Genomic DNA, 26,768 nt, shown 5'->3' on the forward strand with positions numbered 1-26,768 from the left:
CAACATCAAGGTAATCTATTAATATACTTTTTATAATATTATTTTGCTTTAATTAATAAAATTATTTTTATAATGAGCAGCTATATCATTGGCTGCCTTCATAGCACTATTAAAAGAACCTTGAAGCCATCCGTGTGCCGTTGATACATGTTCACCTGCAAAATAAACTCTTTCATTATATTCTGATTTTGCTGAAGAATAAGCAAATAATCTTTGTTGTTGTGGTAAATAATAACAAAATGCGCCAAAAAAGCCATCTTCTTGGTCCCATTGTATTAGTTTATAATCTTCAACTATTGAGTTAAGGTAATCTAATGGTAGACCATGAACATTTTCTACTTGTCTTTTTACTCTATCAATATAGGGCTGATTATTTCCCAATCTTATTGCATCTTGATTTAAATTATACGATGCTAAAAGTACCCCAGGATTGTCCCACGTTATTTGTCTCTTATGCTTCTTAGATTCCTTTCTTCTTCTATTAGTATTATTTATAGTAGGGTTATTTGGGTACCATATTGTTGATATAACTAAGTCCGTTATAGAGCTTCCTCCCACTATTTTAGCCGGATCCTTTTCCCAAAAACGGTCATTACATAAAAATAATGTTTTTTGTGATTGAGTATAATTTAAGGCCCTTATGGCTTGCATTTTATCTGTAGAAAACATTGGATATAAATCAATATTTCTAAGTGAAGAAAAGGGAATTGCACAAATTACATAGTCAAATTCTTCAGAATATACTGGCTCTGGTCTATCTTCATAGCTATAATAAATACGGACCTTATTTTTATCACTATCTAGGTGCATTTCATTTACACTTCTACCCATTTTAAAAGTCACAGTCCCTAAATCACTTTGGGGTATATTTATATATTCTTTTGGATTTCCCGATATTAATGAGTTATAAAAAGCATTTGGTAAATTTGCAAATCCTCCATTTATATAATACCTGAAAGCATAATCCACAGTATACTGCTCCTGTAAGTTTTCCATGTAACTATTATAATAAAAATATCCTAAAAAGCTGCTTATTGAAGCTATTAATTCCATGGCACCTTGGCTTAATCCATTTAACTCCATTACTCTTCTTATACTCAAATCCCCTAATGCATTTATTTGAGGTGAGTATTCTTTTTTTATCTCTACTAATTCCCTTCTTGTTTCTGGGTCTATTTTATATAATTCCTTTTCTAGCCCTAATCCTATAAGCTGTCTCCATGACAACTCTTTCTCAGCTGCTGTCAAATTGAATTGTGGATATATTTCTCTTGAAACCCCTATCCCTTGTGGGTCATTTCTTACGCGAGTATTCCTTATATATATATACGTATTGGGATTATTTTCAACAAACTTACTTGTTGGCAACTTGAAAAGATCTATATAATTCCATGCTGCTTCATGTATTGCTGGTATTCTCATTGCCCCTAATTCACCATAAAGATCTCTTTCTTTATCGAAATAGTGAGTATATATCCTTCCTCCTATTCTTTGCTTTTGTTGTTCAAATATAGTTATATCAAAACCAAGTTTTCTAAGTTCAAATGCAGCAGATAACCCTGCCACTCCAGCTCCTATAATTCCTACTTTAATCCCTTTTCCTTTAGCAATACCAGGTGAAGCAATATTTGTAATCTCCTTTGGCGGCGCAAGTAATTCCAGTAAATTATCAAAGTCTTCTAACCTTCCTACTTCCGCAAGTGCTATTCTGACCATATTCTTTCTTTCTTCATATGTGGGATTATTTGGCTGAATATAATTAACTCTATACAAGAACTCATACTCCTTTAAATTAATAATTGCATTAATTACTCTATTAATTTTATGCTAATGTTATCAATAATAGCATTATATAATCATTAATTTAATAAATTATTTTAATTTCGTATAGGTAGTTATTATAAAATTCCTTTAACTGTTTTAATTTTTGAATAAAATATATAAATATTAACTATTTATTAACTCGTTTTTAATCTTATCTCTTCCTCTGCTTAGTCTTTTATAAATTAAATCTTTACTTAACTTTAAATCTCCAGATATTTTTTCTATTGACTCATCAAGTAAATACCTTTTTATAAATATTTTCTTATCTTCCTCCTTTAAACTTTCTAATAAAATATAAAATTCTTCATTATCTAATTCCATATTTTCATTTATTCCAATATCTATAATTTCTTCCTTAAGTTCTAAATTTATTTTTCTTTTATTTATTTTTCGTTTATAATCAATAGCCTTATATTTAGCAACTGAAATTAAAAAATTTCTTAAACTTCCCTTTGTTCTATCATAGCAATCTATATTTCTCCAAAGAGCTATTAAAACATCATTAAAGCATTCATCCACATCATTTATCTCTGAATAATCACAAAGAACCTTATTTATTACTCCATAAATTAATTTCCCATAAGTTCTTGATAAATTATCTAATGCAAATTGCTCGCCATTCATTAAGTCCAAAAGTATTTCATTATCTTCCAAAACACTATCCCCCTATAGAAAATTATTTATATTTATCAGATAAATATTCTTGTATTTCATCACAGTCTACATTTCTTATTAATAAATCCTTAAACTTACCATTACTAAATTCTATAAGAACTTCTGACTCAAGTTTTTTCCTGGTAAGAAAGAAATAAGCGATAGGTATTATTAAAATAAAATAAGTCACAGCCCCTATTAATTCAGATTCCCCTAATAGCATATATGCAAACTTTGATAATACATTTGAAAGTACGTGTGTCATAAATAGCATAAATAATAAGCTTGCTATTGCACCTTTCTTATTTCTCTTATAATCTAATTGAATTTTAAATCTATACTTTTTCTTTACATCTTTTCCAACCAGCATATCTTTTATCTCTTCTTTATTATATATTTTTATTCCTTGCATTCTATTATAATAATTTGAATTAACTAATATAATTCTTTTATTAGTACAAAACATTAATACATTAAAAGAATATCCATCCCCAGTCATAAAAGGTGCATTAACCATTAAATTTGCTCCAGTAGCTACCATAAGCATATCTGGATCTGTACCCTTTATTATCTTTTCTATTACTTCATCCTTTTCTAATAATCTTTCTTCAACATAAATACAAGCTTCCATAAGTTTTTCTTTTGCTAAATTTGTTTTTACATCATTTGTTATGCTGCTTAATTTCTTATCCTCAATATTAGAAAAATTTATATATTCTTTAATTTCTTGCTCATTATAATTAATGCCATTAAGCTCTTTAAATATTTCTCTATCATTCATATTAAATCTCCTTTATTATTTCCTTTACCTTATATACGAAATAACTCACCTTATTTTGGACATATAATATAATTTTTTCCAAATATTTAGCGTTATTTTTTAGTGAAAAGACCTACTACTTATAAATTTGTTTTCATAAATAGTAGGTCTTTATGTATTTTCATATTAATATCTCTTATAGTTTACTAAAATAATCATCTATTAATTTTTCACCCATTTTTCTATAAGTATTACTCATGTTAATCAGTGAACAAAGCAACAAAAAATTTTTCTCGAATTCATCTGAATTTAATTCTTCTTCTTTTAAAATCATCTCATTTATACTATCAAATTTATTTTCAATAGATTTTTTTACATCTTTTAAATCTTCTTCATATTGACTTAAATATAAATTGTATAAATTTCTTATTGGATAACTTTCTTTAGATTCTAAATCTTTAACTATTTTATCTAATGAACTTTTTATATCCCCTATTGATAATGCACCTTTTAAATTATAAATAAGACTCATTAATATTAAATGTTCTTTACTATACTTTTTATTTTTAATAGACATTAAAAGTTTGCCCTTTGCATAATTATTAATCATTGTTTTGGTCAATGCTTTATCTTCTTCATTTCTTTTAGACTCATTAAATTTACCATCAAAAAGTTGGATCACTTGATCCATATATAAATCTATTTCAGGAATTTCTTCTAATGTTAATTGATTATTTAAATTTAGTTCATCAAATTTTTCTATTAATTCAGTAATATTCATATGTACCTCCACGTAGTTTCATAAACTACTTATTAATATATCTATATTAAATATACTAGTATTGTTAAGATATTTCAAGAAAATTAATATAATATATTAATTTTTTTGAAAATTTGAACTTTTACGGACTTTGACTTTTTAACTATATATTATTAATATAATACTAACAACACGTAGTTTTTAAAACTACCTACGAAGGAGTGTTTATTTTGGAAAAATATTTAAGAGAACCTATAAATAGCTTAACTCATTGGATCGGAGCAATTTTATCACTTTTTGCATTAATAGCAATGTTAACAAAAGGATTACTTAATAATGCTTCCACTGTATCAATAGTTTCCATCGTTATATTTGGTATAAGTTTGATTTCATTATATAGTGTTTCCGCAACTTATCATGGTGTAATAACCAGTGAAAAAATAATATTTAGACTTAGAAAACTGGATCATTCTATGATTTTCATTTTAATAGCTGGATCTTATGCGCCATTTTGTTTAATTGCTCTTGGAGGTTCTAAAGGAACTGTTTTCTTTACAACTATAGCTTCTATTGCAGTTGCTGGTATATTATTTAGAATGCTTTGGTTTAACTGTCCAAGATGGTTACAAACCTCTCTTTATATTGGACTTGGATGGGCTGCAGTATTTATGATTAAACCATTATCTCAAGTACTTAATCCTGCTAGCTTATACTTATTAGTTCTTGGTGGTATTCTTTATACTGTTGGAGGGGTTATATATGCTTTAAAGCCTAAAATGCTTAAATTTGGCAAGTTTGGTTTTCACGAGATATTTCACATATTTATTATCTTAGGAAGCTTAAGTCATTTCATTTCTGTATTTTCATATATCTTATAAAAACTTATTAATATAAATATATTGTTTAAATAAAATATAAATAAAGAATGATAGCTATAAATTATAACTATCATTCTTCTTATTATTGCTTAATTATTGTTTTTCTAGTTAATAGCCTTGATACTGATATAAATACAATAAATAATATTATAAACGTTAATACAGCTACATATGAATTTCTAATATTCAATCCAAATATAGTTGCTATAACCTTCCCCATCCTACTATTAATATTAGGATTAACTGTAATTAGTACATTTAATAGTATAATTATTGCTACTGGTACTATTGATACTACTACCTTCATAAACTTATTACATTTATAATAAATTATAGTTATTAAGAAACCTAAAGAAATTGCAGCTAAACATATTGTAGCTTGTAACACAAATGTATTAAATAAAGTTATAATACTATTACTTTGCACCCAGTCAAAAGAATGATACCAATTCCCATTTCCTATATTGCTATAAGCCATATCGTAAATAGTTGGACATTTCATAAATATATTATAGATACGGTTAATTATTATATCTATAAAAGACATAAATAGAACAACTGGAATCATGGATAATGCTGTTCCATATAGAAAATCTTTTCTTGATACATTATTACTCTTCATAAAATAGAAGTTTTCTTTAAATAAATTTAGTCCCGCTACAAATAAAAATATTCCTGATGATATTTCTATTCCTGAAGAAGATATATTAGCATTTCTTGAAAGAAATACTGAAGCTAGACATACAGTAATAAAAATTGTGTAATAAATTGCTATTGAATTTTTTAAACTACTAATATTATATTTAATTATAGATTTTATTGTCATTATTTAACTTCCTCCTCTCCAGTCAAGTGGATAAATAATTTTTGTAGTTCTACCTTTGATGTTTCTAATTGTAAATCCGTTATTTGCATTTTATTTTCATCATTTATTTTCCCAATAATTGTTGCAGCCTTAAAGCCTGCCATAGAATCTATATTAATACATTTCTTACCCTTTATATATTCTTCAACCCTTTCTGAAGATCCAGATACTAAGTAAGCTTCCCCTAACAAGTTTTCAACTTCATTATTACCTAATACCTCTCCATTTTTAATTATTATTACTTTTTCTAATATCTCTGAAACTTCTTCTATAATATGAGTTGATAAAACTATAGTTTTAGGTTTATCAATATAATTTGCTACTAATTCCTTATAAAACATATCCCTATGATTAGCATCTAATCCTAAAACAGGTTCATCAAAAAGCAATACTTCTGCTCCTGATGATAAAGTTATAATAATCTTACAAATTGATGAATATCCAGTAGATAATTCTTTAAACTTCTTATTAACATTAAGTCCAAATTTATTGCTTAAGCTTAAAGCATAATCCATATTGAAATTACTATAAAACTCTTTTGTCCATTTAAATAAATCCTTAATTTTCATTCCTTCAGGATATAAATCTTGCTCTGTCATAAAATATATTTTCCCTAAGGCATTACTATTTTCTACTACATCTTCATTATCTATTGTAACCTTACCTCCACTTGAGAAGATTCTATTGGTTATAAGATTTAAAAGTGTTGTTTTCCCTGCCCCATTTCTACCCAACAATCCATATATCTTATTTTCTTCTATTGTTAATGAAACATTATCTAGAACTCTATGGTTTCCATATTCTTTAGTTAAATTTGATATATTTATCAATGCCATTATTTATTTCCCCCTCTTAATCATTTCTATAATATCTTCAGTAGATATATTCAGCTTTTTTGCTTCTTCAATTAGTGAAATTATATAATTAGAATAAAACTTATCTTTTCTCTTTTGTACTAACTTTTCCTTACTTCCACTTGAAACAAACATTCCAACACCTCTTCTTTTATAAATAATTCCTTCATCCACTAATAAATTAAAGCCTTTCGCTACTGTTGCAGGATTAATTTTAAATTTTACAGATATTTCTGTTGTTGATGGTATTGCTTCATCTTCATTAAAAATTCCATTTAAAATTCCGTCTTCTATTGATTGTGCTATTTGAATATATATAGGTATTTCACTATAAAAATTTAAGTTCATAGCTACCTCCTTTTAACTTTATAGTATATTATATGTCATTTTAGTTGTATGGTTCATTACTTATGTAATTAACTATATAGCATTTGGTTTTTATTGTCAATAATTTTAATAAAAAAAGATGATGCTATACACATCATCTCTCTATTCACTAATATTAATAAAATTTATATACCACCATATATTATTCCAAGTACTATTACTAATACCGTTATTGTGGTGAATCCATACTTAGAAAATAATAAAAATTTTTCTCCAACCTTCTTACTTGCTCCCATGTTTATTTCTTCTAAGATATCTTCTTTATCTCTCATAAAATAGAAAACTATAAGTACTATTAATGCTCCAAGTGGGGATATTACTATAGTTATAAAATCTGCAAAATTATTAAATAAATCCATATTTAAATTTAGAGGTATTGATAATATAAATAATATAATTGATATTAAAATTGTAGCCTTTTTCCTACTTAATCTTGTTTGGGACATTAAAGCTTCTACTGGTCCTTCCAACATATTGATTGATGAACTTACAGCAGCAAATATTACACTTAAGAAAAATAACATTGATAATATTTGACCTGCTGGCATTGACTTAAATATAGTTGGTAATGTTATAAATAATAATGGTGGTCCTGACATAGGATCTAATCCAAATGCAAATACTGCTGGCATTATAACAAATGAAGCTAATAATGCAGATATAGTATCTAATATTGCTGTACTAACTGCTGATCTTGGTATATCCATATCCTTTTCTATATAACTGCCATATACCACCATACCGCATCCATTTAGTGATACTGTAAAAAATGCTTGTCCAAGAGCCATTACCCATGTATTAATCTTAAATAGGTATTCCCACTTAGGTGTCAATAAGTATCTAACTCCTTCTATAGCTCCTGGTAATGTTAATGATCTAAATGCCAATAAAATAAAAATTATAAATAGTAAAGGCATTATTATTTTATTTGCCTTCTCTATACCTTTTGTGATTCCTATAACTACTATAATAAGAGCAATAATTATAGCAATTGCATTCCATAATATAGTTTCTTTACTTCCTGAAAAGTTATTAAAGAAATTATCTATTTGTATTTTATTTATTTCTCCTGTTGTACTTAAAGTGAAATATTTAATAATCCAGCCTACAACTACGTTATAAAACATAAAAACTCCTGCTAATCCTACTGCTGGTATTGATCCTATTAATACTCCACCCTTTTTTCCCTTTTTCTTAAATGCTTCTTTTATTCCTGTTAATGATCCTCCTTGTGCTGATCTTCCAAAAGTAAACTCTGTAATAAGCCCAGTAGATCCAAGTAATAAAACAAATATAAAATATGGTATTAAAAATACCGCCCCTCCATTTTGTCCTAACCTATATGGGAACATCCAAATGTTACCTAAACCTACTGCTGCCCCTATGCAAGATATTATAAATCCTGCTCTACTTGTAAAATGCTCTCTTTTCTTCATAACCTACATTCCTCCTTGTTTATATATAAAAAAACCACATAGTTTCTACTATGTGGTAAATAAACAGGAATTTAAACAAATACCACACAGTATTTATCTATGTGGTTAAATTATCTCTATAAATTTGAGCATAATTAATAACTTATAACCATCACAGATACAAACCTTAAATCTTGCTTATGGCTTGCATCTATAATTAATTTATAAATACAAGTCCTATCTATAATAGCTATAATAATAATTTATATTAACTTTTATTTTTTTAAAGTTAATTATTTTGCTCATTTTTATTCTCCTAAAAGTATATTTTAATAAATACTATCATCTCTATACATATGTGTCAATCCTTATAAAATATAAAGTTTAAAGAATTTTCTATGTTTTCCTTAAATTTTCTAAATATTATTTTATCTTTCAATGAAATTATGTTGAGTTTATGGTATAATAACGAAATGAATAAGATTAGAAATGAGGTATGTTTTCAGTGATAACTGTATCGAACGTAAGTTTAAGATTTGGTGGCCGTAAGCTATTCGAAGATGTAAATATAAAATTTAATCCTGGTAACTGTTATGGTGTTATAGGTGCTAACGGTGCTGGTAAAAGTACATTTTTAAAAATATTATCTGGAGAAATTGAACCAAATACAGGAGATGTTTCTATTCCTGCTAATACAAGAATGTCTGTTTTAAAACAAGATCATTATGAATATGATGAGTTTGAAGTTTTACAAACAGTAATAATGGGTAACAAAAGATTATATGAAATAATGGAAGAAAAGGATGCTTTATATGCCAAAGCTGATTTTTCTGATGAAGATGGTATAAGAGCTTCTGAACTTGAAGGTGAATTTGCTGATATGAACGGTTGGGAAGCTGAATCAGATGCTTCTTCTTTACTTCAAGGTTTAGGAATAGGAACTGACATGCACTATAAAAGGATGTCAGAGCTTGTAGGAGGAGAGAAGGTTAAAGTTCTTCTAGCTCAAGCATTATTTGGAAATCCTGGAATACTAATTCTGGATGAGCCTACTAACCATTTAGACATACAATCAATAAACTGGCTTGAAGATTTCCTTTTAAGATTTGAAGGAACTGTAATAGTTGTATCCCATGATAGACATTTCTTAAATACGGTATGTACTGTAATGGCTGATGTTGACTTTGGTAAAATCAAGTTATATGTTGGTAACTATGACTTCTGGTATGAATCAAGCCAATTAGCATTACAAATGTCTAAGGATCAAAATAAGAAAAAAGAAGAAAAAATTAAAGAATTACAAGACTTTATTGCTAGATTTAGTGCTAATGCTTCTAAATCTAAACAAGCTACTTCTCGTAAGAAGTTATTAGATAAGATAACATTAGATGATATACAGCCTTCAAGCAGAAGATATCCTTTCGTTGGATTTAAACCTGAAAGAGAAGTTGGTAATGAAATTTTAACAGTTGAAGGATTAACTAAGACTATTGATGGAGTTAAGGTCTTAGATAATGTTAGCTTTAGAGTTAATAAAGAAGATAAAATTGCTTTAATTGGTGATAATGATATTGCTGTCACAACTTTATTTAAAATACTAAATGGAGAAATGGAAGCAGACAGTGGAGAATTCAAATGGGGAATAACTATAACAAAATCTTACTTCCCTAAAGATAATAATGAATTCTTTGATGGCTGTGACTTAAGCCTTGTAGACTGGTTAAGACAATACTCTGGTAACACTGTAGAAGAGCAATCAGAATCTTACTTAAGAGGATTCCTTGGAAGAATGTTATTCTCTGGTGAAGAAGCATTAAAGAAAGCTAGTGTTTTATCAGGAGGAGAAAAGGTTAGATGTATGTTATCTAGAATGATGTTATCATCTGCTAACGTACTAATGCTAGATCAACCTACAAACCACTTAGACCTTGAATCTATAACTGCTGTTAATAATGGCTTAAGAGATTATAAGAGTGTACTTTTATTTGCTTCTCACGACCATCAATTTATACAAACTATTGCAAATAGAATAATTGATATAAAAGAAAATGGTTCAATAGTAGATAGAGCAATGACATATGATGAATACTTAGAGTTTTCTGGAAAAGCTAAATAGTTAATATAATAAAAAAGTCAGCATTGCTGACTTTTTTATTTATAAATCTATAAACTATCTATAAATTAAATTTTAAAGCCTATTAACTTCTGATCCTACCTCTTCTTTTCTACTTATTATAAGCATAATGCTTATTCCTAAGGTAATAACTTCAGCCAAAGGAATAGTAAGCCATACCCCTGTCATTCCTAAGAAATTAGGCAATAATAATATCAATGGTATTACTATAACCAAACCCCTCATCATTGAAATAGTAAATGATTTTCTTGTATTATTGATAGATGCAAAAAAGGATGTAGTTACAATGTTTATTCCCATAATAATAAATGCACTAAAATAAATATTAATTCCTTTTACAGCCATAGATAATAATTCTGCATTTCCCTCGTTATTAAATAGGTTGACTATTTCCTCGGAAAAATTAAAGCTTAATAAGTAACATAACATACCTAGTACTAATGATAGTATTAATCCATATTTATATATAAATTTGATATCTTTAAGTTTCCCTTCTCCATAACTTTTACTAATTATAGGCTGAATACCTTGAGCTATTCCTGTAAAAATTGCTACTACTATTAAAGCTAAATTTGCAATTATTCCATAAGCAGCAACTCCTATATTGTAAGATATTCTAAGAATGGTAAAATTAAATATTAATATTATTATCCCAGAAGAGAATTCAGTAATAAAAGAAGGTATTCCTAGTGAAATTATGCTTTTTATATCCCCTCTATTAAATTTAAATTTAATAAGTTTAAAGTTATTTTTCTTTCTTATAAAATGAATTGATAATACAGCTAAGCTTAATATTGGTGTAGCTCCTGTTGCAATAGCAGCTCCAAACATTCCAAGCTTAAATGGAAATATAAATATATAATCCAAAACTATATTACTTAAGCTTCCTAAAATCATTGCTACCATAGCTAAATTAGGTTCATTATCATTTCTTACAAAAATAGTTACTATATTATTTAATATAAATACACATGAAAAAGATAAAAGTGTTTTTAGATAACTTCCTGCTAATGGAATTACAGTTTTATCTGCTCCTAAAACTTTTACAATATCATAAGAAAATAAAATTCCAATTACAGTTATAATTATACCCACTATAATGCCCATAAATATTGCATGCGTAAATATCCTATTTGCTCCTTGTTTATTTCCCTTACCCATTTGTATAGAGTACCTTATTCCTGCACCCATACCTATCATTAACCCTATACCACTAACTAAACTCCATAAAGGTAATACTAAGTTTAAAGCAGTTAATCCAATACTACCTACTCCATTTGCAATAAAAAATGTATCCGCAAGTATATAAAAAGAAAGTCCTATCATACTAATTATATTAAGTGATACATACCTTACAAATTTTTTAACAATACTATTATTCAATTTATAATCTCTCATATAGTTACCTCCTCATAAAATAAAAGCATTAGGTGGTTCATACCCAAAGGCCTAATGGTATGAATCCCTAATGCTTCTTATACAAATATTATGTCCGGCGACATAAATACTCTCAACTATTTAATTAAAGTTATTTTATTAAAATATGGTTCACTTGTCAATATCAAAGTTTTCTAAACTTACTAGTAAAAATGTTTTTTTATGTTATAATAATACATATTTATAATATTATGGAGGTATATATGAAGCTAAGAATATTTCTTATTATAGTTGGATTAATTTTTATACTTTTTTCTAACTCTATATTCAATATTTTTTATTCTTCAGTCATAGAATTAATAGATGAATCTTTTACAATAATTAAAAACATTTCTATTATTATTATTGGATTATTATTATCTCTAGTTGGTTTATTTTTTCCATATATAAAGATTAAAAATCATTAGCATATAACTTGAAATTTTTACACTTATAAATATTTAATTATAGTTTTATAAGGATGCCATATCAAAACATGACATCCTTTATTTTATCAATATTCATTCAACTTATTTTTTATGATACATATCCCCTGAGTTGCTGTTCCCATTGGGCAATATACACACCATGATCTAGGCTTATATAAAAACATTGTAATAATTCCAATTATAGTAGATGTAAGCATCATACTATAAAATCCAAATGAAAATTGAGCAATCCATGGAGTTACATTTGATAAATTATTAAATTTCCATGGTACTTTAAAAGTCCAAATAAGAGTAATTACTTCTCTTAAATTATTAGTTCCGTTAAAAACTAAATACGTATTAAATAACATATTAATAAACATAGATAAAAAGAATATTAAAAATCCATATCTAAACCATTTTGTCTTTAGAAATTTAGGAATTGGCTTATTTCTTGAAAATTTAGTTCCCATTAAATTCAACAATTGTCCTCTTCCACAATATATATTGCAATATACCTTGTTATATTTAGTGAAGCTTATTATTAATGGAACTAAAAAACATATTAATCCAAGCCAAGCAAATAGTATATTAAATAATCCTAAGACCAGATATAAAATAGTTACAATCCATAAGTAATCATACCATTTCTTTTTACTTATATTCTTCATAATTAAACTTCACCTTCCTTTATCTCGATAATAGATGCAGGGCACACTTTGGCACACTTAGAACAACCAACACACTTATTAAAATCAACTTCTGCATAAATCCCCTTGTATATAGTAATTGCTTTTAATGGACAATTTTTCTGACATTCTCCACATGCAACACAATATTTGGTATCTACATAAGCCTTTCTTCTTATTATCTGTCTAGGCATAATAGTCCTCCCCATAAAATATAAATACTATAGTTCAGATTATATGTTTATTTCTTAATTTAAACTGTAACAAAGTCACAGAATTCTTAAATCTCTTTATAAAATAATAAATTTAATCATTTTTAAAAGGTAAAAATATACTTATATTTATTGAAAACTCTCAACCCAGTGAACAAAATAAAAGGCAGAACAACATTACTATAATGCTATCCTGCCTTTTTATCTTATCTTAATCTATTTAGTATATTTAAAATGAAGTAATTCATGAGCTTTTCCGTGACCTGGTTCTCCCATATATGTTTCATACATTTTATTTAAAGCACCATTCTCGTGTGACTTTCTTTTCTTTAGCACATTTTTATCTTGATTGTATAATACTGATGCTCTCACACTTCTAATATCCATCGTTAATCTATCTGATGCATTTATGTGAGGTTGTCCACCACCATTTACACATCCCCCTGGACATGCCATTACTTCTATGAAGTGATATTTCTTTTTATCAAAATTATCACTATTCATAAAGCTGAATACATTAGAAGCTCCATTTATAACTGCAATGTTATAACTTTCTCCACCAATTTCAACTGTTGCTTCCTTTATGCCTGCTAAACCTCTTACTTGTTCATATTCTATATTTTCTAAATCTTTACCTTCAACAAAATCCTTAGCTGATCTTAAAGCTGCTTCCATAACTCCACCAGTAGCTCCGAATATAGCACCTGCTCCAGTATACTCTCCCATTGCTGGATCTGCTTCACTATCATCTAATTTAGCAAAATCTATTTTTGCATCTTTAATCATTTTTGCTAATTCTCTTGTTGTTATTACTGCATCTATATTTCTTAATCCATCATTTTCCATTTCCGGTCTATCTGCTTCATATTTTTTAGCTGTACAAGGCATTATAGTTACTGTGAATACTCTTTTTGGATCTATATCTGCAACTTGTGGATAGTATGTTTTACTTGCTGTACCAAATATTTGTTGTGGTGATTTAGCACTTGACAAATTTTCTAAAAATTTCGGATAATAATTTTCAACTTGTCTAACCCAAGCTGGACAACATGATGTAAACATAGGGAATGGTCCACCAGCTTTAATTCTTTGAACTAACTCTGTTGCTTCCTCCATTATAGTCATATCTGCACCAAAATTTATATCAAAAATCTTATCAAATCCAAGATGTCTTAATGCTGTATATAATTTACCTGTAACATCTACTCCATAACCCATCTTAAATAATTCACCCATAGCAGTTCTAACAGATGGTGCCATTGCAACTATAACATGCTTTTCTTCATTTTCTAATGCCTCTTTAACTCTATCCATGTGAGATTTTTCAGATAAAGCATCTACTGGACATGCCGCTACACATTGTCCACATAATAAACAATTAGTTTCATCAAAGCACTTTAGATTTTCTGGTCCAATAATATTTTCCCCATTAACTTCTATAAACTTTATTGATTCTGTTCCAGTCTTTACTCTACATGCTGCCACGCATCTTCCACATTTAACACACTTAGTTCTATCTAAAACTATTGATTTACTTCTATCATCTACATATTCAGTTTTATCCGCAACAATAAAAGGCTTAGATGCCCTTGCCTTAGTTTTGATTACTAGCTTTAAAAATTCACAGTTCTCTCTTCTTTTACAAGGTCCGCACTTGAATTCATGTTTATCTAATAATGATGAAACTGTATTTTTAACTTCTTCTTGAACTCTTTCTGTGTTTGTATTAATAACCATTCCATCCTCAGGAATAAAACAACATGCTTTAACTAATTCATCTTGCCCCTCAACTTCAACTAAACAAACTCCACATTGTCCAACATTACTGCAATCTTCTAAAAAACATAATGCAGGAATATCTATTCCATTATCTTTTGCTATTTTTATTAAACTTTTATCTTCATTAACTAGAATTTTATTTCCATTAATAGTTATGTTTTTCATTAAAACTCCCCCTATAATCATGGTGTGAAAAATAAAATCGTTATATTATTAACAATGTTATTTTACTCTATTTTTGAGATAATTGCTATCTTTTAATTATTACTTTCTAGAATATATTTCACCTATGATTTTACGACAAAAATCGTTAGCGTACAATGTAAAATTATAGTGGAAAATGTACTTTATTAACAAATTTATCAAAATGGGAATAAAATGCTATTATAATAATAGTTTAATAAATGAAAACTTTAACTTTTATTTAACATTTAAAATTATCTATGAATTTTTATAATTAATTATGTATCTTGCTTTCTAAATCAGCTTTCATTTCCCAATGAATCACAAAAGCCAATATAGCTCTTAATACTATTATTGCTGCTAGTATATACATTTCATCCATTGATCTAACTATGACAGTCTTTAATATCTCTGCTCCAAGCTTAAATTCCAATGCTAAGGTTAATGATTGTGCAAATTCTATCTTTATAGGGTAGAACTTCTTTGTAATCATATTTACTATAAACCTATAAAAAGCTTTAATAGATCCAACAATTATTATTAATATACCCATTAATTCCAAAAGATGTATTACTATTGGTGTCACTACTTCTATTAAATGTCCTAACAAGACTCATCCCCTCCAAACTTACTATTTACATTTAATTATCTTTGATAATTAAAAATAAGTAAAGTAATTTATATAATATTAGAATTTTTATTGCGTTTTTATGTTAATATAATACTATAAAAATATTTATTTGAGGTACCATATGATACGAGTATATAATAGACAAACACAAAATTATGAAATTGAAAAAGTTGCTGGAGAAAATTATATTAAGTGGTCCTATGAATCACCAGTTGGAAAAGGACTTACTGAGCTTTTAGTAAAGAAAAAGTTATTTTCTAAGATTTATGGTTCTTATTGCGATACTTCTTTTAGCAAGAAAAAGATACCTTCTTTTATAAAGGACTTTGACATAGACATGAATATAAGCTCTAATACTATAGATGACTTCAATAGCTTTAATGACTTTTTTGTTAGAACCTTAAAAGAAGATTCAAGGCCTATTTTAAAAGATAATAACCTCCTTATATCACCTGGAGATGGAAGACTATTTGCATACGAAAATATTAATATAAATAATCTAGTTCAAGTTAAGGGAATTCATTATAGTTTATCGGAATTAATTGGTGATGCTTCTGTTGCTATGGAATATGAAGGTGGAGTATGCTTAGTATTAAGACTTTGTCCTACTGACTATCATAGATTTCATTTTGTTGATAATGGCTTACCATTACAAAACAATTTTATAAATGGTAATTATTATTCTGTTAATCCTATTGCATTAGAGAGAATCCCTAAACTTTATTGTCAAAATAAAAGGGAATGGAGTATATTTAAATCCGATAATTTTGGTGATATTATTCATGTTGAAGTTGGTGCGACATGTGTTGGAACAATAATCCAAACATATACACCTAATAAAAAAGTTTCAAAGGGAGAAGAAAAGGGATACTTTAAATTTGGTGGTTCAACTACTATTCTTTTATTTAAGAAAGATACCATAAAAATTCATGAGGATATATTGCACCAAACAGATCTTGGTTTTGAATCTAAAGTTTTAATGGGTGAAGTAATAGGTACTAAAAGCTAATAACATAGTTTTTAAAATTACTTTTTACAAACTATATAAGTATAAATTACAATATATGTTTAAAATAATTTTTTATATAATGAAAATATATTATAGGAGTAAAATTAATGGGGGATTTAATATATAGATTATTATTATTTTTAAATAGTAGTAAGGAAAATGATATTAATTATAATATAGCAATAACCATGCTTAGAAATATACGTTCTATTCCAGAAATGTCTATAAATAAGCTTGCTGATATTTGCTTTACTTCACCAGCTGCTATAACAAGATTTTGTCATAAATTGGGATATTCTAATTTAATAGAATTTAAGGAAAATATAAAAATAAATATTGGTCATTATAATGAAGGTCTTATGAAACCTAAAGCAATCTCTTATGATCTTTCAAGAGAAGATATATTAAAGAATATGTCCTTAGAAATTATTGACGAAATAGAAACCTCTAAGGAATTTATAGACTTAAAAATTGTTGATAGAGTAATTGAGCTTATTTTTAATAGTAACAACGTATGCATATTTGGAACTCAATTCTCCCAACTTATGGCTCAAGACTTACAACGTAAATTAGTTAATTTATCTAAACTTATTTATCATGCTAATGATGTTCAAGAGCAAGAAAGATTAGCTGAAGATTTAGATGAAAATTCATTAGCAATTCTTATTTCTCCTACTGGAAGATTTCCTTTATATCATGAAAGGCTTTGGAAGAAGATAGAGAAAAGCCCAGCCACAGTAGTAGTTATTACCGAAAAGAAAAAAACTGAATATATAAAAAGAAGTGATTATATAATTTATCTACCACCTAGAAATGACTCTAATGAATATGTTCAAAATCATAGATATGACTTAAGCTTCTTAATTGAATACATTTATGTTAGATATGGAATTCTTTATAAAAGTAACTCATAATTTACACTTTTTTCAGCACACAACTTATTTAGTTAAGAGTACACAATTTAAAAGCTTATAGTTTTCTTTAGTAGACAACTGATATTAGAAAATCAAAAAAAGAACTCACTTTTTAATATTGAGTTCTTTTCTTATTTCTCTATTCTTTAACTCGTCTTAATGAGTTATTCCCTCTTTAAACTATGTTCTGTGCACTGTACCCTATCTAAAATTCAGCTCTTTCTACCTTTTCAATTTTTTCTATAACATTTTTGAACTGTGGTAGGTATTTTTTATGAGCAAGTAACATTTCATTTAATAATTTTCTTCCTCTTATATCATCTGAGATTAAAGGATTTGTTACCATTGCTAATAGTGCTATATTGTAATCTCCTGTATATGCTGCTTCTGCTGCTAGTCTTTCAAATGTTTTTATTTGTCCAACTAATCCTTGTGCAAATATAGGTAAATCAGTAACTGTTTCTACTGGTACTGGACCATTCTTTCCTATATAACAGCTCACTTCTACTGCTGATTCATCTTCGAATTGCTTTAAAGTTCCATTATTCCTAGTATTTACTGCAATTATAGTATTCTTATCATTATATATTCCGTTTATAACATTACATGCAACATCTGAATAATGAGCTCCACCACGTTTAGCTAACTCTTCAGGCTTTTCTTGTAAATTAACATCTTTATACATTTCAAATAATTTCTTTTCAACTTCCATTACAACTTCTGCTCTAGTTTTACCTTTTTTGAATTCTTCTAATTCACTATTAAGCATATCTCTAGTTTTGTAATAGTATCTGTGATAAGGACAAGGAATTACTCCAAAAGCTCTCATAGTTGCTATATCCCAATCAAATCCTTTTATATTTGCCATTGTTTGAGTTTTAGAATCAGGTGATGTTAATTCTTTTAGAATTTCAGCTGTAACATCATTTCCATCTAAATAAACTTTTTCAGCATAAACCATATGGTTTAATCCTGCAAAATCTACAGTTATTCTATCACTATTTACTCCTAATATATCAGCAAAAGCATATTGTAACCCAATTGGAACATTACATACACCTATAACCTTTTTATGAACTCCATATCTTAATAAAGCTTCTGTGACTATTCCTGCTGGATTTGTAAAGTTTATTAACCAAGCATTTGGACATAATTCACTTATATCTTTAGCTATATCTAATATTACTGGTACTGTTCTTAATGCTTTAAATAGACCACCAGCTCCATTAGTTTCTTGTCCTAAAAAGCCATGACTTAATGGAATTCTTTCATCTTTTACTCTTGCTGGTAATAATCCAACTCTTAATTGTGTAGTTACAAAATCTGCATCTTTTAACGCTTCTCTTCTATCTAGTGTTAAATGTATATTCATTGGTACTCCTGCTTTTTCTACCATTCTTTTAGCTAATGCACCAACGATCTCTAATTTTTCTTTTCCATCTTCAATATCAACTAACCAATAGTCGCTTACAGGCATCTCATCATATCTTTTTATTAAACCTTCTACTAATTCAGGTGTATAACTTGATCCTCCACCTATTGTAACTATCTTTAAACCTTTTTTATTCATATGCCCAACCCCCATAACTTTAATATATTACTTTATACTTTTATTATATATACATATCAAGGAAAACAATTTCAAAATTTGAAAATCTACTTTTAAATCATTCTTTATTCTTATTTATAACTATTTTTTTTATTTGAGATTTAAAATTTTCTTCAATTCCATCAAATATTATAAGATTTATTCCCATTTCTTTAGCTCTTTCTTTTACTGCAAGCTTTATTGGTTCCTTTGTTGCAACTAAAATTTTAAAAGCTCTACTTCCACCAATTTGTTTGCTATATACATCTAATTCATTTAATGCTTCTTCATTATACTTATCACTATCTTTGCATGATATAAAAATAGGAATAGCATCTTTCACTGCAATTACATCTAATTCATTTTTCACTATATTACTTTTATCATTCCATAAGAACATAACGCCACTTTTTACTTCATCTATTTCTTTTATTTCTCTAATCATTATATTTGTGGCTATCTCTAGCCATGTTCCACTTTTAAATATAAATGATTTTAAGTATTCATTCTTAAAATTAACTGTAATTTCTCCATCAGAAATTTGACTATAATCTACGCCACCCATTTCTCTTAGCCTTTTAAGTATTTTATTTATCAGATTTTTTTCTTCTTCTAATAAAAGTTGTACTTTTATAGTAACAGTTTTAGAATCTTCGTAATGATGAATAAATATATTAGCATCATATAATTTCTGTTTGTATTTATGCCACAAATCTAAATTTTTATATATACTTTTTGTTAAATAGATTAAATCTTCTTTATTAGAAAGATCGCTTGAATCACTTAAAAGAGTTCCTCCTGATGCCTTTATTATTTTCTCTAATTGCATATCTTCATACTCTTCTTTAGCAACCTCTATATCTTTATCAAAAATATATAAATTTTTATTTTTAACATCTATATATATTGATTTTATTGAATTATCTTTAGATATATTGAGTAACATTAAGGAGTTTATTCTACTTCCTCCTGTTAAATTAATTAATAGATTTTTATCTTTACTCTCATTTATAATTTTATTTAATAAAGCTATATTTCCTTCTTCTATTAGAACTTTATTAAACTTAATTGATGAAAGATAGTTTTTATAATAATTCTCTACAGTATTTATCAAATCTATCTTACTTTTATCGTATATAAATAATACTTCCCTTGGATTAAATCTTTTTGTTGCTAATATATTTGCCCCATTGTGATTATCTAGTTGATTTATTAATATATCTACATTCATACTATTAGCCTTTCTTTTCAAGTTTATATATTTTTAATTTATCCAAAGGATAAGAATTTTATCCCAGTATAAGCAACTTACTAAGTAGTATTACTCTATTGGTTTCCTATAAAAACCACCAAAAAATGTCTCAGTTTTTAGTACGTTAATAATTATCTTAGGATCAATCTTTTTCATTAAACTTACAATTTCATTAACTTCATATGATGAAACAACAGTATGGAGAAGTTTCATTTTCTTTTTGCTATATCCACCAACTGCATCAATACATGATATTCCATGGCGATACTCCTTTATATATTCCTCAATTATTTCTTCATCTTTTTGCGTTGTAATTTGTAAAGTTACACGCTCATAACGATGGTGAAAAGTTGATATAGTTTTTGTTGAAATAAACTGGAACAAAATAGAATATCCTGCATAAAGCCATCCAAACATAGCTCCAAATATAATTAATATAATAGTATTAAACACAAATACATGTTCCCAAATTGATTTTCCTATTTTATTGGATACAAATAATGCTATAAAGTCTGTCCCACCTGTCGATGCATTCCCCTTCAATGCAAATACAACAGATATTCCATAAGCAAATCCACCAAAAGCCACATTTAACAGTAAATCATCAAATATAGGTGGAAAATTACAAAGCTTTAAAAGTAAGCTTGTTAAAAATACTTGAGTTAAGGAAAAAAAAGTAAACCTAGGGCTAATATACTTATAGCAAATAAATGCTACTGGTATATTAAGTGCTACATTTGCAAGTGAAACAGAAATATTACCTCCATATAGGGACGTAATCTTATCAATAAGAATAGCTACTCCAGTAAATCCACTTGAAAGTAAATTTGATGGTTGTATAAAAACCTGAATAACATATGCCTGTAACAATGAAGATAAAAAAACTGCTACTATTGTTATTAAGGCTTTAGTTATTTTATTATCTTTCATTTAATACACTTCCTACTAAAGTAGATACCTTCAAGCTTGAGACAACATCATAATTATTTTCATTAGGAAAATTTGCATATGAATAACTAACGCTTTCTGTTGATGTTGTTGGATCACTTAACCAGTCCTTACAAGATGAATGTATTTGATAAATCCCAGTTTCATTCATTAATTTAACTGCATTTTTATCATTAATACCACTACCTGCAAGAATTTCAATCTTATCACCATATTCCTTTTGTAGATGAGCAAGCATTACTCTACCATCCCATGCCTTTTCTTTTAATCCACTTGTTAACACTCTATCAACACCAATTTCAATTAATTCCTTCATAGTTTCACCAGGCTTTCTTACACAATCAAATGCCCTATGAAAAACAGCTTCACCATTATACTTATGAATTAATTCAACCATGTCTTTAGTTAAAGCCTTATTAATTGTAGTATCTTCATTTAAAAAACCAAATGCTAAACCATCAGCACCATTTTTCATAAGTATTTCTGCATCTGCAAACATTACTTCAACATCTTCCTTATTATAAAAAAATCCACCACCTCTAGGACGAATCATACAAATAACTTTAAGCTTAGTATTTTGTTTTGTCATTTTTAAAGATGCAAGTGATGGTGTTAAGCCACCTAAATGTAATGCTGAATTTAATTCTATTCTTTTTGCACCACCTTTATAGCTTTCAAGTGCATCGTAATAACTGCCACAGCATATTTCTACGTATTTATTCATATAAACAACCCCTCTTTTTAGATTCTTTATCTCTTTATTAGGACATTTTTTATAAACTATTTTGCAAGTTCATATAAACTTAATGCATATATTTTAGCATTTGTAATTATATCCTCTATGCTCATCCACTCATTTGGATTATGCCCTATCCCCTTCTGACCTGGAAAACTTGGTCCAAAGGGAACAATGTTAGGCATTATCTTTGCGTAAGTTCCTCCTGTTGTTGTAACAGGAGTACCATCAAGTCCTGTTACTTCCTCATAACACTTTTGCAATGTTTCTACTAAAAAGCAATCTTTCTTAAATTTAACAGGCTTAAAGTGACTTTCTAATTCGACTTTTAATGTTTTTGCTTTAATATTACATTGATTTATTATTTTGTCAATACTAATACTAGCTGGATAGCTAATTGAAACTCTAAATGTTGCTAAGTCTTCTTCCATACTTAATTGATAATTCCTCATTAATGTTTCACCAAATTCTTTATCATTGACATCAATGCCTAAATTCTCACCATTATTTTTTGCATTTATAAAATATTGGTTTATAAATTCAAAAAACTCCCCTAACTTATCTAATGTTGAAGATACTTTAATTACTGCTCTACCTCTTTCCGCATAAATAACAGGATATTTACAATCTGGTGTAAACCCATATATAGGTGGTAATTCATGCTTTAAATAATACTTTAAGTCTTCAAATCCACTTTCCTCATCACAACCAAATATTATTCTAACTTCCTTGCTTAATTTAATTCCTAACTCTTTTAAGGCATATAGCCCAAATAAGCATGCAAAAATAGGTCCCTTATTATCTAATATTCCTCTTGAGTAGATAAATCCATCTTCTTCGTAAGCACTGAATGGTGGATGTCTCCATCCATCACCAACTGGAACAACATCTAAATGTCCAATTGCACATACATATTCACTACCTTTTCCATAACGAGCATATCCTAAGTAAGAATCCATATTAACACTTTCAAAACCTAATTCCTGTGAAATTTCCAAAGCTTTAAGTAAAGCTTCTTTTATCCCTTTACCAAAAGGGGCTTCTTTTATTGCCTCTGACTCAATGCTATTAATTGAAATTATTTCTTTTATTTTTTCAATCATTAATGGAGAAACTTCTTCAACTTTTTTTATTATTTTATCTCTCATGAAATTATCTCCTATTCCTCAATTGGTGCCATACGCGTTTTCATATAATTATTAAGCCATTCTTGAGTTGCTAATTTATGAACAAACTTGCCATTTATATTTTCAGTTAAATAAATTTCTGTATCCTTACCTTCCACTACTACTGCAAATGAAAATCCTTCAATATTCGTAGCAACTCCCCATTCACCTTTATTATTCATTGCCACTAAAGATAAATCCCCAGCTTCTCCACGCCTTTTCTTTAATTTTTCATTTAGTTTATTTACTGCTAATTCACAAGCCCTTTGAGGATGTACTCCTTCACTCATTAATCTAACAATCTCATAGGAGATACACCCTTTCATTAGGTCTTCACCTAATCCAGTTGCACTAGCACCTCCTACCTCACTATCTACATATAACCCTGATCCAATAATTGGAGAATCCCCAACACGCCCTTTTCTTTTCATAAATAATCCACTTGTTGATGTCCCTGAAACCATTTTACCACTAGCATCTAAACATACCATACCAACTGTATCATGCCCAATGTATGGTTTAAGTTCCTGCTCTTTAACTTCTTTAACACGCTTTCTATAATGTGCTTTAGCACGATCACTCAACATGTTTTTTCTCTCAAATCCTAATTTATGTGCATATTTCTCCGCTCCCTCTCCAACAAGTACACAATTTACCTTTTCATTACTTAATGAACGTGCAATTGAAATTGGATTAGCAAAATCCTTAATTGCTGCAACTGCACCAATATCAAATGTATCTCCATCCATATAAGCTGCATCTAGTTCAACTTCCATTTCTTCATTTGGAAGCCCACCATATCCAACTGATTTATAATATGGAAAATCCTCTACTTCCTTAATTGCCGATTCAATAGCATCTCCTGCACATCCACCTTTTTTTAAAATTTCAGCGCCTTTAGTAATCCCTTCGGCAGCCATTCTCCAAGTAGCAATCATACCCCACATATACATTACCTCCAACTCTTTTTATTTAGCATATATGTAAATAAAGAGGCTGTCACAAGACAGCCCTTTGACTTTTATTTATAACATATCTTACTTTCTAAGTCCTTTGTATCTTCACCTTTAACAATAACCTGTGCAAGCTTACACATATTTCTAAGGGAATCATTTAATCCAAAGCCACCCTTTTTAGGTGTTTTAACAATAGAAATCTTATCTTTATATAATTCTATAGTCTCTTCATTTTCTTCACTCATTGCCGCAAATGCCTTTATATCTGTTGATGTATTAATTTCATATGCTACATGAGCACACATTCTTGCATAATCAATATAATTAAATGCAGGCCCACATATAACAACATCTGGTTTTATCTTATCTACCATTGCACATAACTTACGGGTTACCTCATCTGGATTTGCTAAATATGTGCCATTACCACAATATAAGCATGCTATTACATGACCATCTACCTCTTTTAAAAAAGGTGCCATCATAACTGCAGGGCCTATTGGTTCCTTTTTGCCTCCAAGTGGCAACATCTTGTCATCTTTTGTTCCAAGACCAGATTGGATCTGATCAAAAATCATGATAATTTTCATGTTTTCACCTCTTTAGTTTATAAATCGTCAAATGATATATCATCAAATGAGAAATCTTCTTCTTGCTCATTTGCATTAGATTCATCTAAAAGATACTGTTTATCCATCATTTTAATAAATGGTAAATAAACAAATACACCTAATACTAGTAATATTATTTGTAGAACCGCGCCCCTCCAATCAGTTGCTAATAATCCTGAAATAATTGGTGGAGTTGTCCAAGGGATTTGTATTCCGTTACAGTATGGAACTAATCCAATTCTCATAGCAAAATATGATATAACAATATTCATAGTTGGTACTAGCATAAATGGTACTAATATTGTAGGATTTAATACTATTGGTAGCCCAAATACAATTGGTTCATTTATTCCAAAAACACCTGGAATTAAAGCTAATTTTCCTAATTCTTTTACACGTTTTGATTTACAGAAGAATAGCATAGCAATTAATAATGATAATGTAGAACCACATCCCCCAAATGTTGCAAACAAATCTTGGAATTGTTGGGATATTATATTTGGTATAGGTAGTCCATCTTTTAATGCTTGTAAGTTTTCTGCAGCTAATGTTTGAAGTATTGGATTAAATACTGCTCCTACAACCGATCCCCCATTTACTCCGAAGAACCAGAAGAAATGTAAGAATATATAAGCAGTAATCATAGCCCCTAAAGTGTTTCCTAAATTAAGTAATGGAGTTTGTAAAATCACATATATAAAATTAAAGGCATTTTCATATGGTGTTAATGCAAATAACCAATTTATTGCACAAAATGTTATCATAACTACACCTGCTGGAATTAATGCAGCAAATGATTTTGTTACAGTTGGTGGAACACCTGCTGGCATTTTAATTACCCAACCTTTTTTATTTACCCATGAGTATATGTGAACAGCAGCAAATGCACATATGATTCCTATGAATATTCCTTTAGCACCTGTCCATCCCGTTGGAATACCATTAACAAGGAAGGCCTCTCCTGTTTTACTTAATTCAGCTTTGACCGGAACCTTGTATGGCATTAATATAAGCCAACTCACTAAAGCAGTTGCAGCTCCAAAAAGCTTATCAACTTTCATTTTCTCTGAAAATGAATAGGCAATTCCAACAACAGCTAATAATGCCATAACATCAAATGTTGCAGATACTGGTTTTGCTAAGAATCCATCCCATCCCTCACCTAATATATTAGTAAAAAAATCATTCCATCCTGGGATTGGAAAGTTAGCAATTAATAAGAAGAATGAACCAACAATTAGTAATGGAGTTGATATTAAGAAACCATCACGAATTGACATTAAATATTTATTACGTCCTATTTTTTCAGCTAATGGCATTAAAATATTTTCTAATCTTTTTAACATAATTTTTTCCCCTTCTTCCCTTAAATTAATTTACCTAATTACTTTTTCTTTGCTTTTAAAAGCTGAATAGCTACCTTTAAAACTTTATCGCCCTTCATCATTCCATAATCTTCTGGGTCAATTACTTGAATTGGTATTCCTGTATTCCCATATAGCCTAACTATTTCGTCATATCGATACTTAACTTGAGGTCCAAGTAAAATTATATCTGGATGTTTCTCTTCTATAATTTGTCCAATTTTATTATCAGGAAATGCTTGTACCTCGATTGGTAGGTTATGTTCATCAGCTACCTTTTGCATCAAACTAGCTAACATACTTGTGGACATACCTGCACTGCAAAATAAATAAACCTTTTTCATATTTCTCCTCC

27 protein-coding genes are annotated in these 26,768 nt (G+C 28.3%); 5 read left to right on the forward strand and 22 right to left on the reverse strand.

The window, feature by feature from the left end:
• Nucleotides 1-48 precede the first annotated feature (48 nt).
• The 4 genes from ABDZ60_RS01525 to ABDZ60_RS01540 form a co-directional block, all read right to left on the reverse strand.
• Nucleotides 49-1,716 carry a flavin monoamine oxidase family protein gene (locus ABDZ60_RS01525; protein ID WP_343775379.1) on the reverse strand — a complete coding sequence of 556 codons (1,668 nt, stop codon included), beginning with the start codon at nucleotides 1,714-1,716 and terminating at the stop codon, nucleotides 49-51.
• Between the two features lie 231 nt (nucleotides 1,717-1,947).
• Complete coding sequence (locus ABDZ60_RS01530; RefSeq protein WP_016206971.1) at nucleotides 1,948-2,478, reverse strand: sigma-70 family RNA polymerase sigma factor; 531 nt, start codon at nucleotides 2,476-2,478, stop codon at nucleotides 1,948-1,950.
• A gap of 22 nt (nucleotides 2,479-2,500) precedes the next feature.
• On the reverse strand, nucleotides 2,501-3,259 hold the full coding sequence (locus tag ABDZ60_RS01535) for a hypothetical protein (protein ID WP_343775284.1): 759 nt from the start codon (nucleotides 3,257-3,259) through the stop codon (nucleotides 2,501-2,503).
• Nucleotides 3,260-3,434: 175 nt separating this feature from the next.
• On the reverse strand, nucleotides 3,435-4,019 hold the full coding sequence (locus ABDZ60_RS01540; RefSeq protein ID WP_343775287.1) for a DUF1836 domain-containing protein: 585 nt from the start codon (nucleotides 4,017-4,019) through the stop codon (nucleotides 3,435-3,437).
• A gap of 209 nt (nucleotides 4,020-4,228) precedes the next feature.
• Between ABDZ60_RS01540 and trhA the strand changes: the two genes are divergently transcribed.
• On the forward strand, nucleotides 4,229-4,876 hold the full coding sequence (gene trhA / locus ABDZ60_RS01545) for a PAQR family membrane homeostasis protein TrhA (protein ID WP_046999882.1): 648 nt from the start codon (nucleotides 4,229-4,231) through the stop codon (nucleotides 4,874-4,876).
• Nucleotides 4,877-4,958: 82 nt separating this feature from the next.
• Here trhA and ABDZ60_RS01550 read toward each other — a convergent pair whose 3' ends face one another.
• From ABDZ60_RS01550 to ABDZ60_RS01565, 4 genes are all read right to left on the reverse strand, one after another.
• On the reverse strand, nucleotides 4,959-5,702 hold the full coding sequence (locus ABDZ60_RS01550) for a hypothetical protein (protein ID WP_343775291.1): 744 nt from the start codon (nucleotides 5,700-5,702) through the stop codon (nucleotides 4,959-4,961).
• Nucleotides 5,702-6,577 (reverse strand): ATP-binding cassette domain-containing protein, encoded by an 876-nt coding sequence (locus tag ABDZ60_RS01555; protein WP_343775294.1) that lies wholly within the window; start codon nucleotides 6,575-6,577, stop codon nucleotides 5,702-5,704. The genes ABDZ60_RS01550 and ABDZ60_RS01555 overlap by 1 nt, the downstream gene beginning before the upstream one ends.
• 3 nt (nucleotides 6,578-6,580) lie before the next feature.
• Nucleotides 6,581-6,943 (reverse strand): GntR family transcriptional regulator, encoded by a 363-nt coding sequence (locus ABDZ60_RS01560; RefSeq protein WP_016206977.1) that lies wholly within the window; start codon nucleotides 6,941-6,943, stop codon nucleotides 6,581-6,583.
• A 164-nt stretch (nucleotides 6,944-7,107) separates the two neighbouring features.
• Entirely contained in the window at nucleotides 7,108-8,418 is a 1,311-nt protein-coding gene (locus ABDZ60_RS01565; protein WP_016206978.1) for a sodium-dependent transporter, read from the reverse strand.
• 484 nt (nucleotides 8,419-8,902) lie between these two features.
• Here ABDZ60_RS01565 and ABDZ60_RS01570 point away from each other — a divergent pair, with 484 nt between their 5' ends.
• Entirely contained in the window at nucleotides 8,903-10,513 is a 1,611-nt protein-coding gene (locus ABDZ60_RS01570) for an ABC-F family ATP-binding cassette domain-containing protein (protein WP_016206979.1), read from the forward strand.
• Nucleotides 10,514-10,585: 72 nt separating this feature from the next.
• On the opposite strand, the gene ABDZ60_RS01575 is transcribed toward ABDZ60_RS01570, so the two are convergent.
• A complete protein-coding gene (locus tag ABDZ60_RS01575) occupies nucleotides 10,586-11,929 on the reverse strand; it encodes an MATE family efflux transporter (RefSeq protein ID WP_343775299.1) in 1,344 nt (447 codons plus the stop codon).
• Nucleotides 11,930-12,171: 242 nt separating this feature from the next.
• On the opposite strand from ABDZ60_RS01575, the gene ABDZ60_RS01580 reads away from it, so the two are divergent.
• Nucleotides 12,172-12,375 carry a hypothetical protein gene (locus ABDZ60_RS01580; protein WP_343775302.1) on the forward strand — a complete coding sequence of 68 codons (204 nt, stop codon included), beginning with the start codon at nucleotides 12,172-12,174 and terminating at the stop codon, nucleotides 12,373-12,375.
• Between the two features lie 86 nt (nucleotides 12,376-12,461).
• Here ABDZ60_RS01580 and ABDZ60_RS01585 read toward each other — a convergent pair whose 3' ends face one another.
• The 4 genes from ABDZ60_RS01585 to ABDZ60_RS01600 all read right to left on the reverse strand — a co-directional run bounded on the left by ABDZ60_RS01585 (nucleotide 12,462) and on the right by ABDZ60_RS01600 (nucleotide 15,848).
• Nucleotides 12,462-13,046, reverse strand: a complete 585-nt coding sequence (locus tag ABDZ60_RS01585; protein ID WP_343775305.1) for a 4Fe-4S binding protein — start codon at nucleotides 13,044-13,046, stop codon at nucleotides 12,462-12,464.
• Between the two features lie 2 nt (nucleotides 13,047-13,048).
• A complete protein-coding gene (locus tag ABDZ60_RS01590) occupies nucleotides 13,049-13,258 on the reverse strand; it encodes a DUF362 domain-containing protein (RefSeq protein WP_343775308.1) in 210 nt (69 codons plus the stop codon).
• Between the two features lie 234 nt (nucleotides 13,259-13,492).
• Nucleotides 13,493-15,220, reverse strand: a complete 1,728-nt coding sequence (locus ABDZ60_RS01595) for a ferredoxin hydrogenase (RefSeq protein ID WP_016206989.1) — start codon at nucleotides 15,218-15,220, stop codon at nucleotides 13,493-13,495.
• Nucleotides 15,221-15,512: 292 nt separating this feature from the next.
• Nucleotides 15,513-15,848, reverse strand: a complete 336-nt coding sequence (locus ABDZ60_RS01600; RefSeq protein WP_016206990.1) for a DUF1622 domain-containing protein — start codon at nucleotides 15,846-15,848, stop codon at nucleotides 15,513-15,515.
• 142 nt (nucleotides 15,849-15,990) lie between these two features.
• Here ABDZ60_RS01600 and ABDZ60_RS01605 point away from each other — a divergent pair, with 142 nt between their 5' ends.
• Entirely contained in the window at nucleotides 15,991-16,878 is an 888-nt protein-coding gene (locus ABDZ60_RS01605) for a phosphatidylserine decarboxylase (RefSeq protein ID WP_343775318.1), read from the forward strand.
• 107 nt (nucleotides 16,879-16,985) lie between these two features.
• The gene (locus tag ABDZ60_RS01610) at nucleotides 16,986-17,792 is read left to right on the forward strand and encodes a MurR/RpiR family transcriptional regulator (RefSeq protein ID WP_016206992.1); all 807 of its coding nucleotides are present in this window, start codon (nucleotides 16,986-16,988) and stop codon (nucleotides 17,790-17,792) included.
• A gap of 205 nt (nucleotides 17,793-17,997) precedes the next feature.
• Here ABDZ60_RS01610 and ABDZ60_RS01615 read toward each other — a convergent pair whose 3' ends face one another.
• The 9 genes from ABDZ60_RS01615 to ABDZ60_RS01655 all read right to left on the reverse strand — a co-directional run bounded on the left by ABDZ60_RS01615 (nucleotide 17,998) and on the right by ABDZ60_RS01655 (nucleotide 26,757).
• Nucleotides 17,998-19,362 carry a 6-phospho-beta-glucosidase gene (locus ABDZ60_RS01615; RefSeq protein WP_016206993.1) on the reverse strand — a complete coding sequence of 455 codons (1,365 nt, stop codon included), beginning with the start codon at nucleotides 19,360-19,362 and terminating at the stop codon, nucleotides 17,998-18,000.
• A 97-nt stretch (nucleotides 19,363-19,459) separates the two neighbouring features.
• A complete protein-coding gene (locus ABDZ60_RS01620) occupies nucleotides 19,460-20,611 on the reverse strand; it encodes a Card1-like endonuclease domain-containing protein (RefSeq protein WP_343775323.1) in 1,152 nt (383 codons plus the stop codon).
• A gap of 90 nt (nucleotides 20,612-20,701) precedes the next feature.
• Nucleotides 20,702-21,562 (reverse strand): YitT family protein, encoded by an 861-nt coding sequence (locus tag ABDZ60_RS01625; RefSeq protein WP_343775326.1) that lies wholly within the window; start codon nucleotides 21,560-21,562, stop codon nucleotides 20,702-20,704.
• Nucleotides 21,552-22,304: a copper homeostasis protein CutC gene (locus ABDZ60_RS01630; RefSeq protein ID WP_016206995.1), complete on the reverse strand. Its 753-nt coding sequence runs from the start codon at nucleotides 22,302-22,304 to the stop codon at nucleotides 21,552-21,554. Before ABDZ60_RS01630 ends, ABDZ60_RS01625 begins: the two co-directional genes overlap by 11 nt.
• 56 nt (nucleotides 22,305-22,360) lie before the next feature.
• Nucleotides 22,361-23,464, reverse strand: a complete 1,104-nt coding sequence (locus tag ABDZ60_RS01635; protein WP_343775330.1) for a Sapep family Mn(2+)-dependent dipeptidase — start codon at nucleotides 23,462-23,464, stop codon at nucleotides 22,361-22,363.
• A gap of 11 nt (nucleotides 23,465-23,475) precedes the next feature.
• Nucleotides 23,476-24,429, reverse strand: a complete 954-nt coding sequence (locus ABDZ60_RS01640; protein WP_343775333.1) for a glycosylasparaginase — start codon at nucleotides 24,427-24,429, stop codon at nucleotides 23,476-23,478.
• A 74-nt stretch (nucleotides 24,430-24,503) separates the two neighbouring features.
• Nucleotides 24,504-25,028 (reverse strand): GrdB-related putative oxidoreductase, encoded by a 525-nt coding sequence (locus tag ABDZ60_RS01645; RefSeq protein WP_343775335.1) that lies wholly within the window; start codon nucleotides 25,026-25,028, stop codon nucleotides 24,504-24,506.
• 17 nt (nucleotides 25,029-25,045) lie between these two features.
• Complete coding sequence (gene celB, locus ABDZ60_RS01650; RefSeq protein ID WP_016206999.1) at nucleotides 25,046-26,395, reverse strand: PTS cellobiose transporter subunit IIC; 1,350 nt, start codon at nucleotides 26,393-26,395, stop codon at nucleotides 25,046-25,048.
• Between the two features lie 38 nt (nucleotides 26,396-26,433).
• Entirely contained in the window at nucleotides 26,434-26,757 is a 324-nt protein-coding gene (locus ABDZ60_RS01655) for a PTS sugar transporter subunit IIB (protein WP_016207000.1), read from the reverse strand.
• Between the last annotated feature and the right edge of the window lie 11 nt (nucleotides 26,758-26,768).

The sequence above is a fragment of the Clostridium sartagoforme genome (genome assembly GCF_039521405.1).
GTDB classification, from domain to species: Bacteria; Bacillota; Clostridia; order Clostridiales; family Clostridiaceae; genus Clostridium; species Clostridium sartagoforme.

Excerpts from the sequence above, each read along its gene's own strand:
- ABDZ60_RS01525 (WP_343775379.1), bottom strand. The coding sequence starts at position 1,716 with ATGGTCAGAATAGCACTTGCGGAAGTAGGAAGGTTAGAAGACTTTGAT.
- ABDZ60_RS01535 (WP_343775284.1), bottom strand. The coding sequence starts at position 3,259 with ATGAATGATAGAGAAATATTTAAAGAGCTTAATGGCATTAATTATAAT.
- ABDZ60_RS01540 (WP_343775287.1), bottom strand. The coding sequence starts at position 4,019 with ATGAATATTACTGAATTAATAGAAAAATTTGATGAACTAAATTTAAAT.
- ABDZ60_RS01550 (WP_343775291.1), bottom strand. The coding sequence starts at position 5,702 with ATGACAATAAAATCTATAATTAAATATAATATTAGTAGTTTAAAAAAT.
- ABDZ60_RS01555 (WP_343775294.1), bottom strand. The coding sequence starts at position 6,577 with ATGGCATTGATAAATATATCAAATTTAACTAAAGAATATGGAAACCAT.
- ABDZ60_RS01560 (WP_016206977.1), bottom strand. The coding sequence starts at position 6,943 with ATGAACTTAAATTTTTATAGTGAAATACCTATATATATTCAAATAGCA.
- ABDZ60_RS01565 (WP_016206978.1), bottom strand. The coding sequence starts at position 8,418 with ATGAAGAAAAGAGAGCATTTTACAAGTAGAGCAGGATTTATAATATCT.
- ABDZ60_RS01575 (WP_343775299.1), bottom strand. The coding sequence starts at position 11,929 with ATGAGAGATTATAAATTGAATAATAGTATTGTTAAAAAATTTGTAAGG.
- ABDZ60_RS01580 (WP_343775302.1), top strand. The coding sequence starts at position 12,172 with ATGAAGCTAAGAATATTTCTTATTATAGTTGGATTAATTTTTATACTT.
- ABDZ60_RS01585 (WP_343775305.1), bottom strand. The coding sequence starts at position 13,046 with ATGAAGAATATAAGTAAAAAGAAATGGTATGATTACTTATGGATTGTA.
- ABDZ60_RS01590 (WP_343775308.1), bottom strand. The coding sequence starts at position 13,258 with ATGCCTAGACAGATAATAAGAAGAAAGGCTTATGTAGATACCAAATAT.
- ABDZ60_RS01595 (WP_016206989.1), bottom strand. The coding sequence starts at position 15,220 with ATGAAAAACATAACTATTAATGGAAATAAAATTCTAGTTAATGAAGAT.
- ABDZ60_RS01605 (WP_343775318.1), top strand. The coding sequence starts at position 15,991 with ATGATACGAGTATATAATAGACAAACACAAAATTATGAAATTGAAAAA.
- ABDZ60_RS01610 (WP_016206992.1), top strand. The coding sequence starts at position 16,986 with ATGGGGGATTTAATATATAGATTATTATTATTTTTAAATAGTAGTAAG.
- ABDZ60_RS01615 (WP_016206993.1), bottom strand. The coding sequence starts at position 19,362 with ATGAATAAAAAAGGTTTAAAGATAGTTACAATAGGTGGAGGATCAAGT.
- ABDZ60_RS01620 (WP_343775323.1), bottom strand. The coding sequence starts at position 20,611 with ATGAATGTAGATATATTAATAAATCAACTAGATAATCACAATGGGGCA.
- ABDZ60_RS01625 (WP_343775326.1), bottom strand. The coding sequence starts at position 21,562 with ATGAAAGATAATAAAATAACTAAAGCCTTAATAACAATAGTAGCAGTT.
- ABDZ60_RS01630 (WP_016206995.1), bottom strand. The coding sequence starts at position 22,304 with ATGAATAAATACGTAGAAATATGCTGTGGCAGTTATTACGATGCACTT.
- ABDZ60_RS01635 (WP_343775330.1), bottom strand. The coding sequence starts at position 23,464 with ATGAGAGATAAAATAATAAAAAAAGTTGAAGAAGTTTCTCCATTAATG.
- ABDZ60_RS01640 (WP_343775333.1), bottom strand. The coding sequence starts at position 24,429 with ATGTGGGGTATGATTGCTACTTGGAGAATGGCTGCCGAAGGGATTACT.
- ABDZ60_RS01645 (WP_343775335.1), bottom strand. The coding sequence starts at position 25,028 with ATGAAAATTATCATGATTTTTGATCAGATCCAATCTGGTCTTGGAACA.
- celB (WP_016206999.1), bottom strand. The coding sequence starts at position 26,395 with ATGTTAAAAAGATTAGAAAATATTTTAATGCCATTAGCTGAAAAAATA.
- ABDZ60_RS01655 (WP_016207000.1), bottom strand. The coding sequence starts at position 26,757 with ATGAAAAAGGTTTATTTATTTTGCAGTGCAGGTATGTCCACAAGTATG.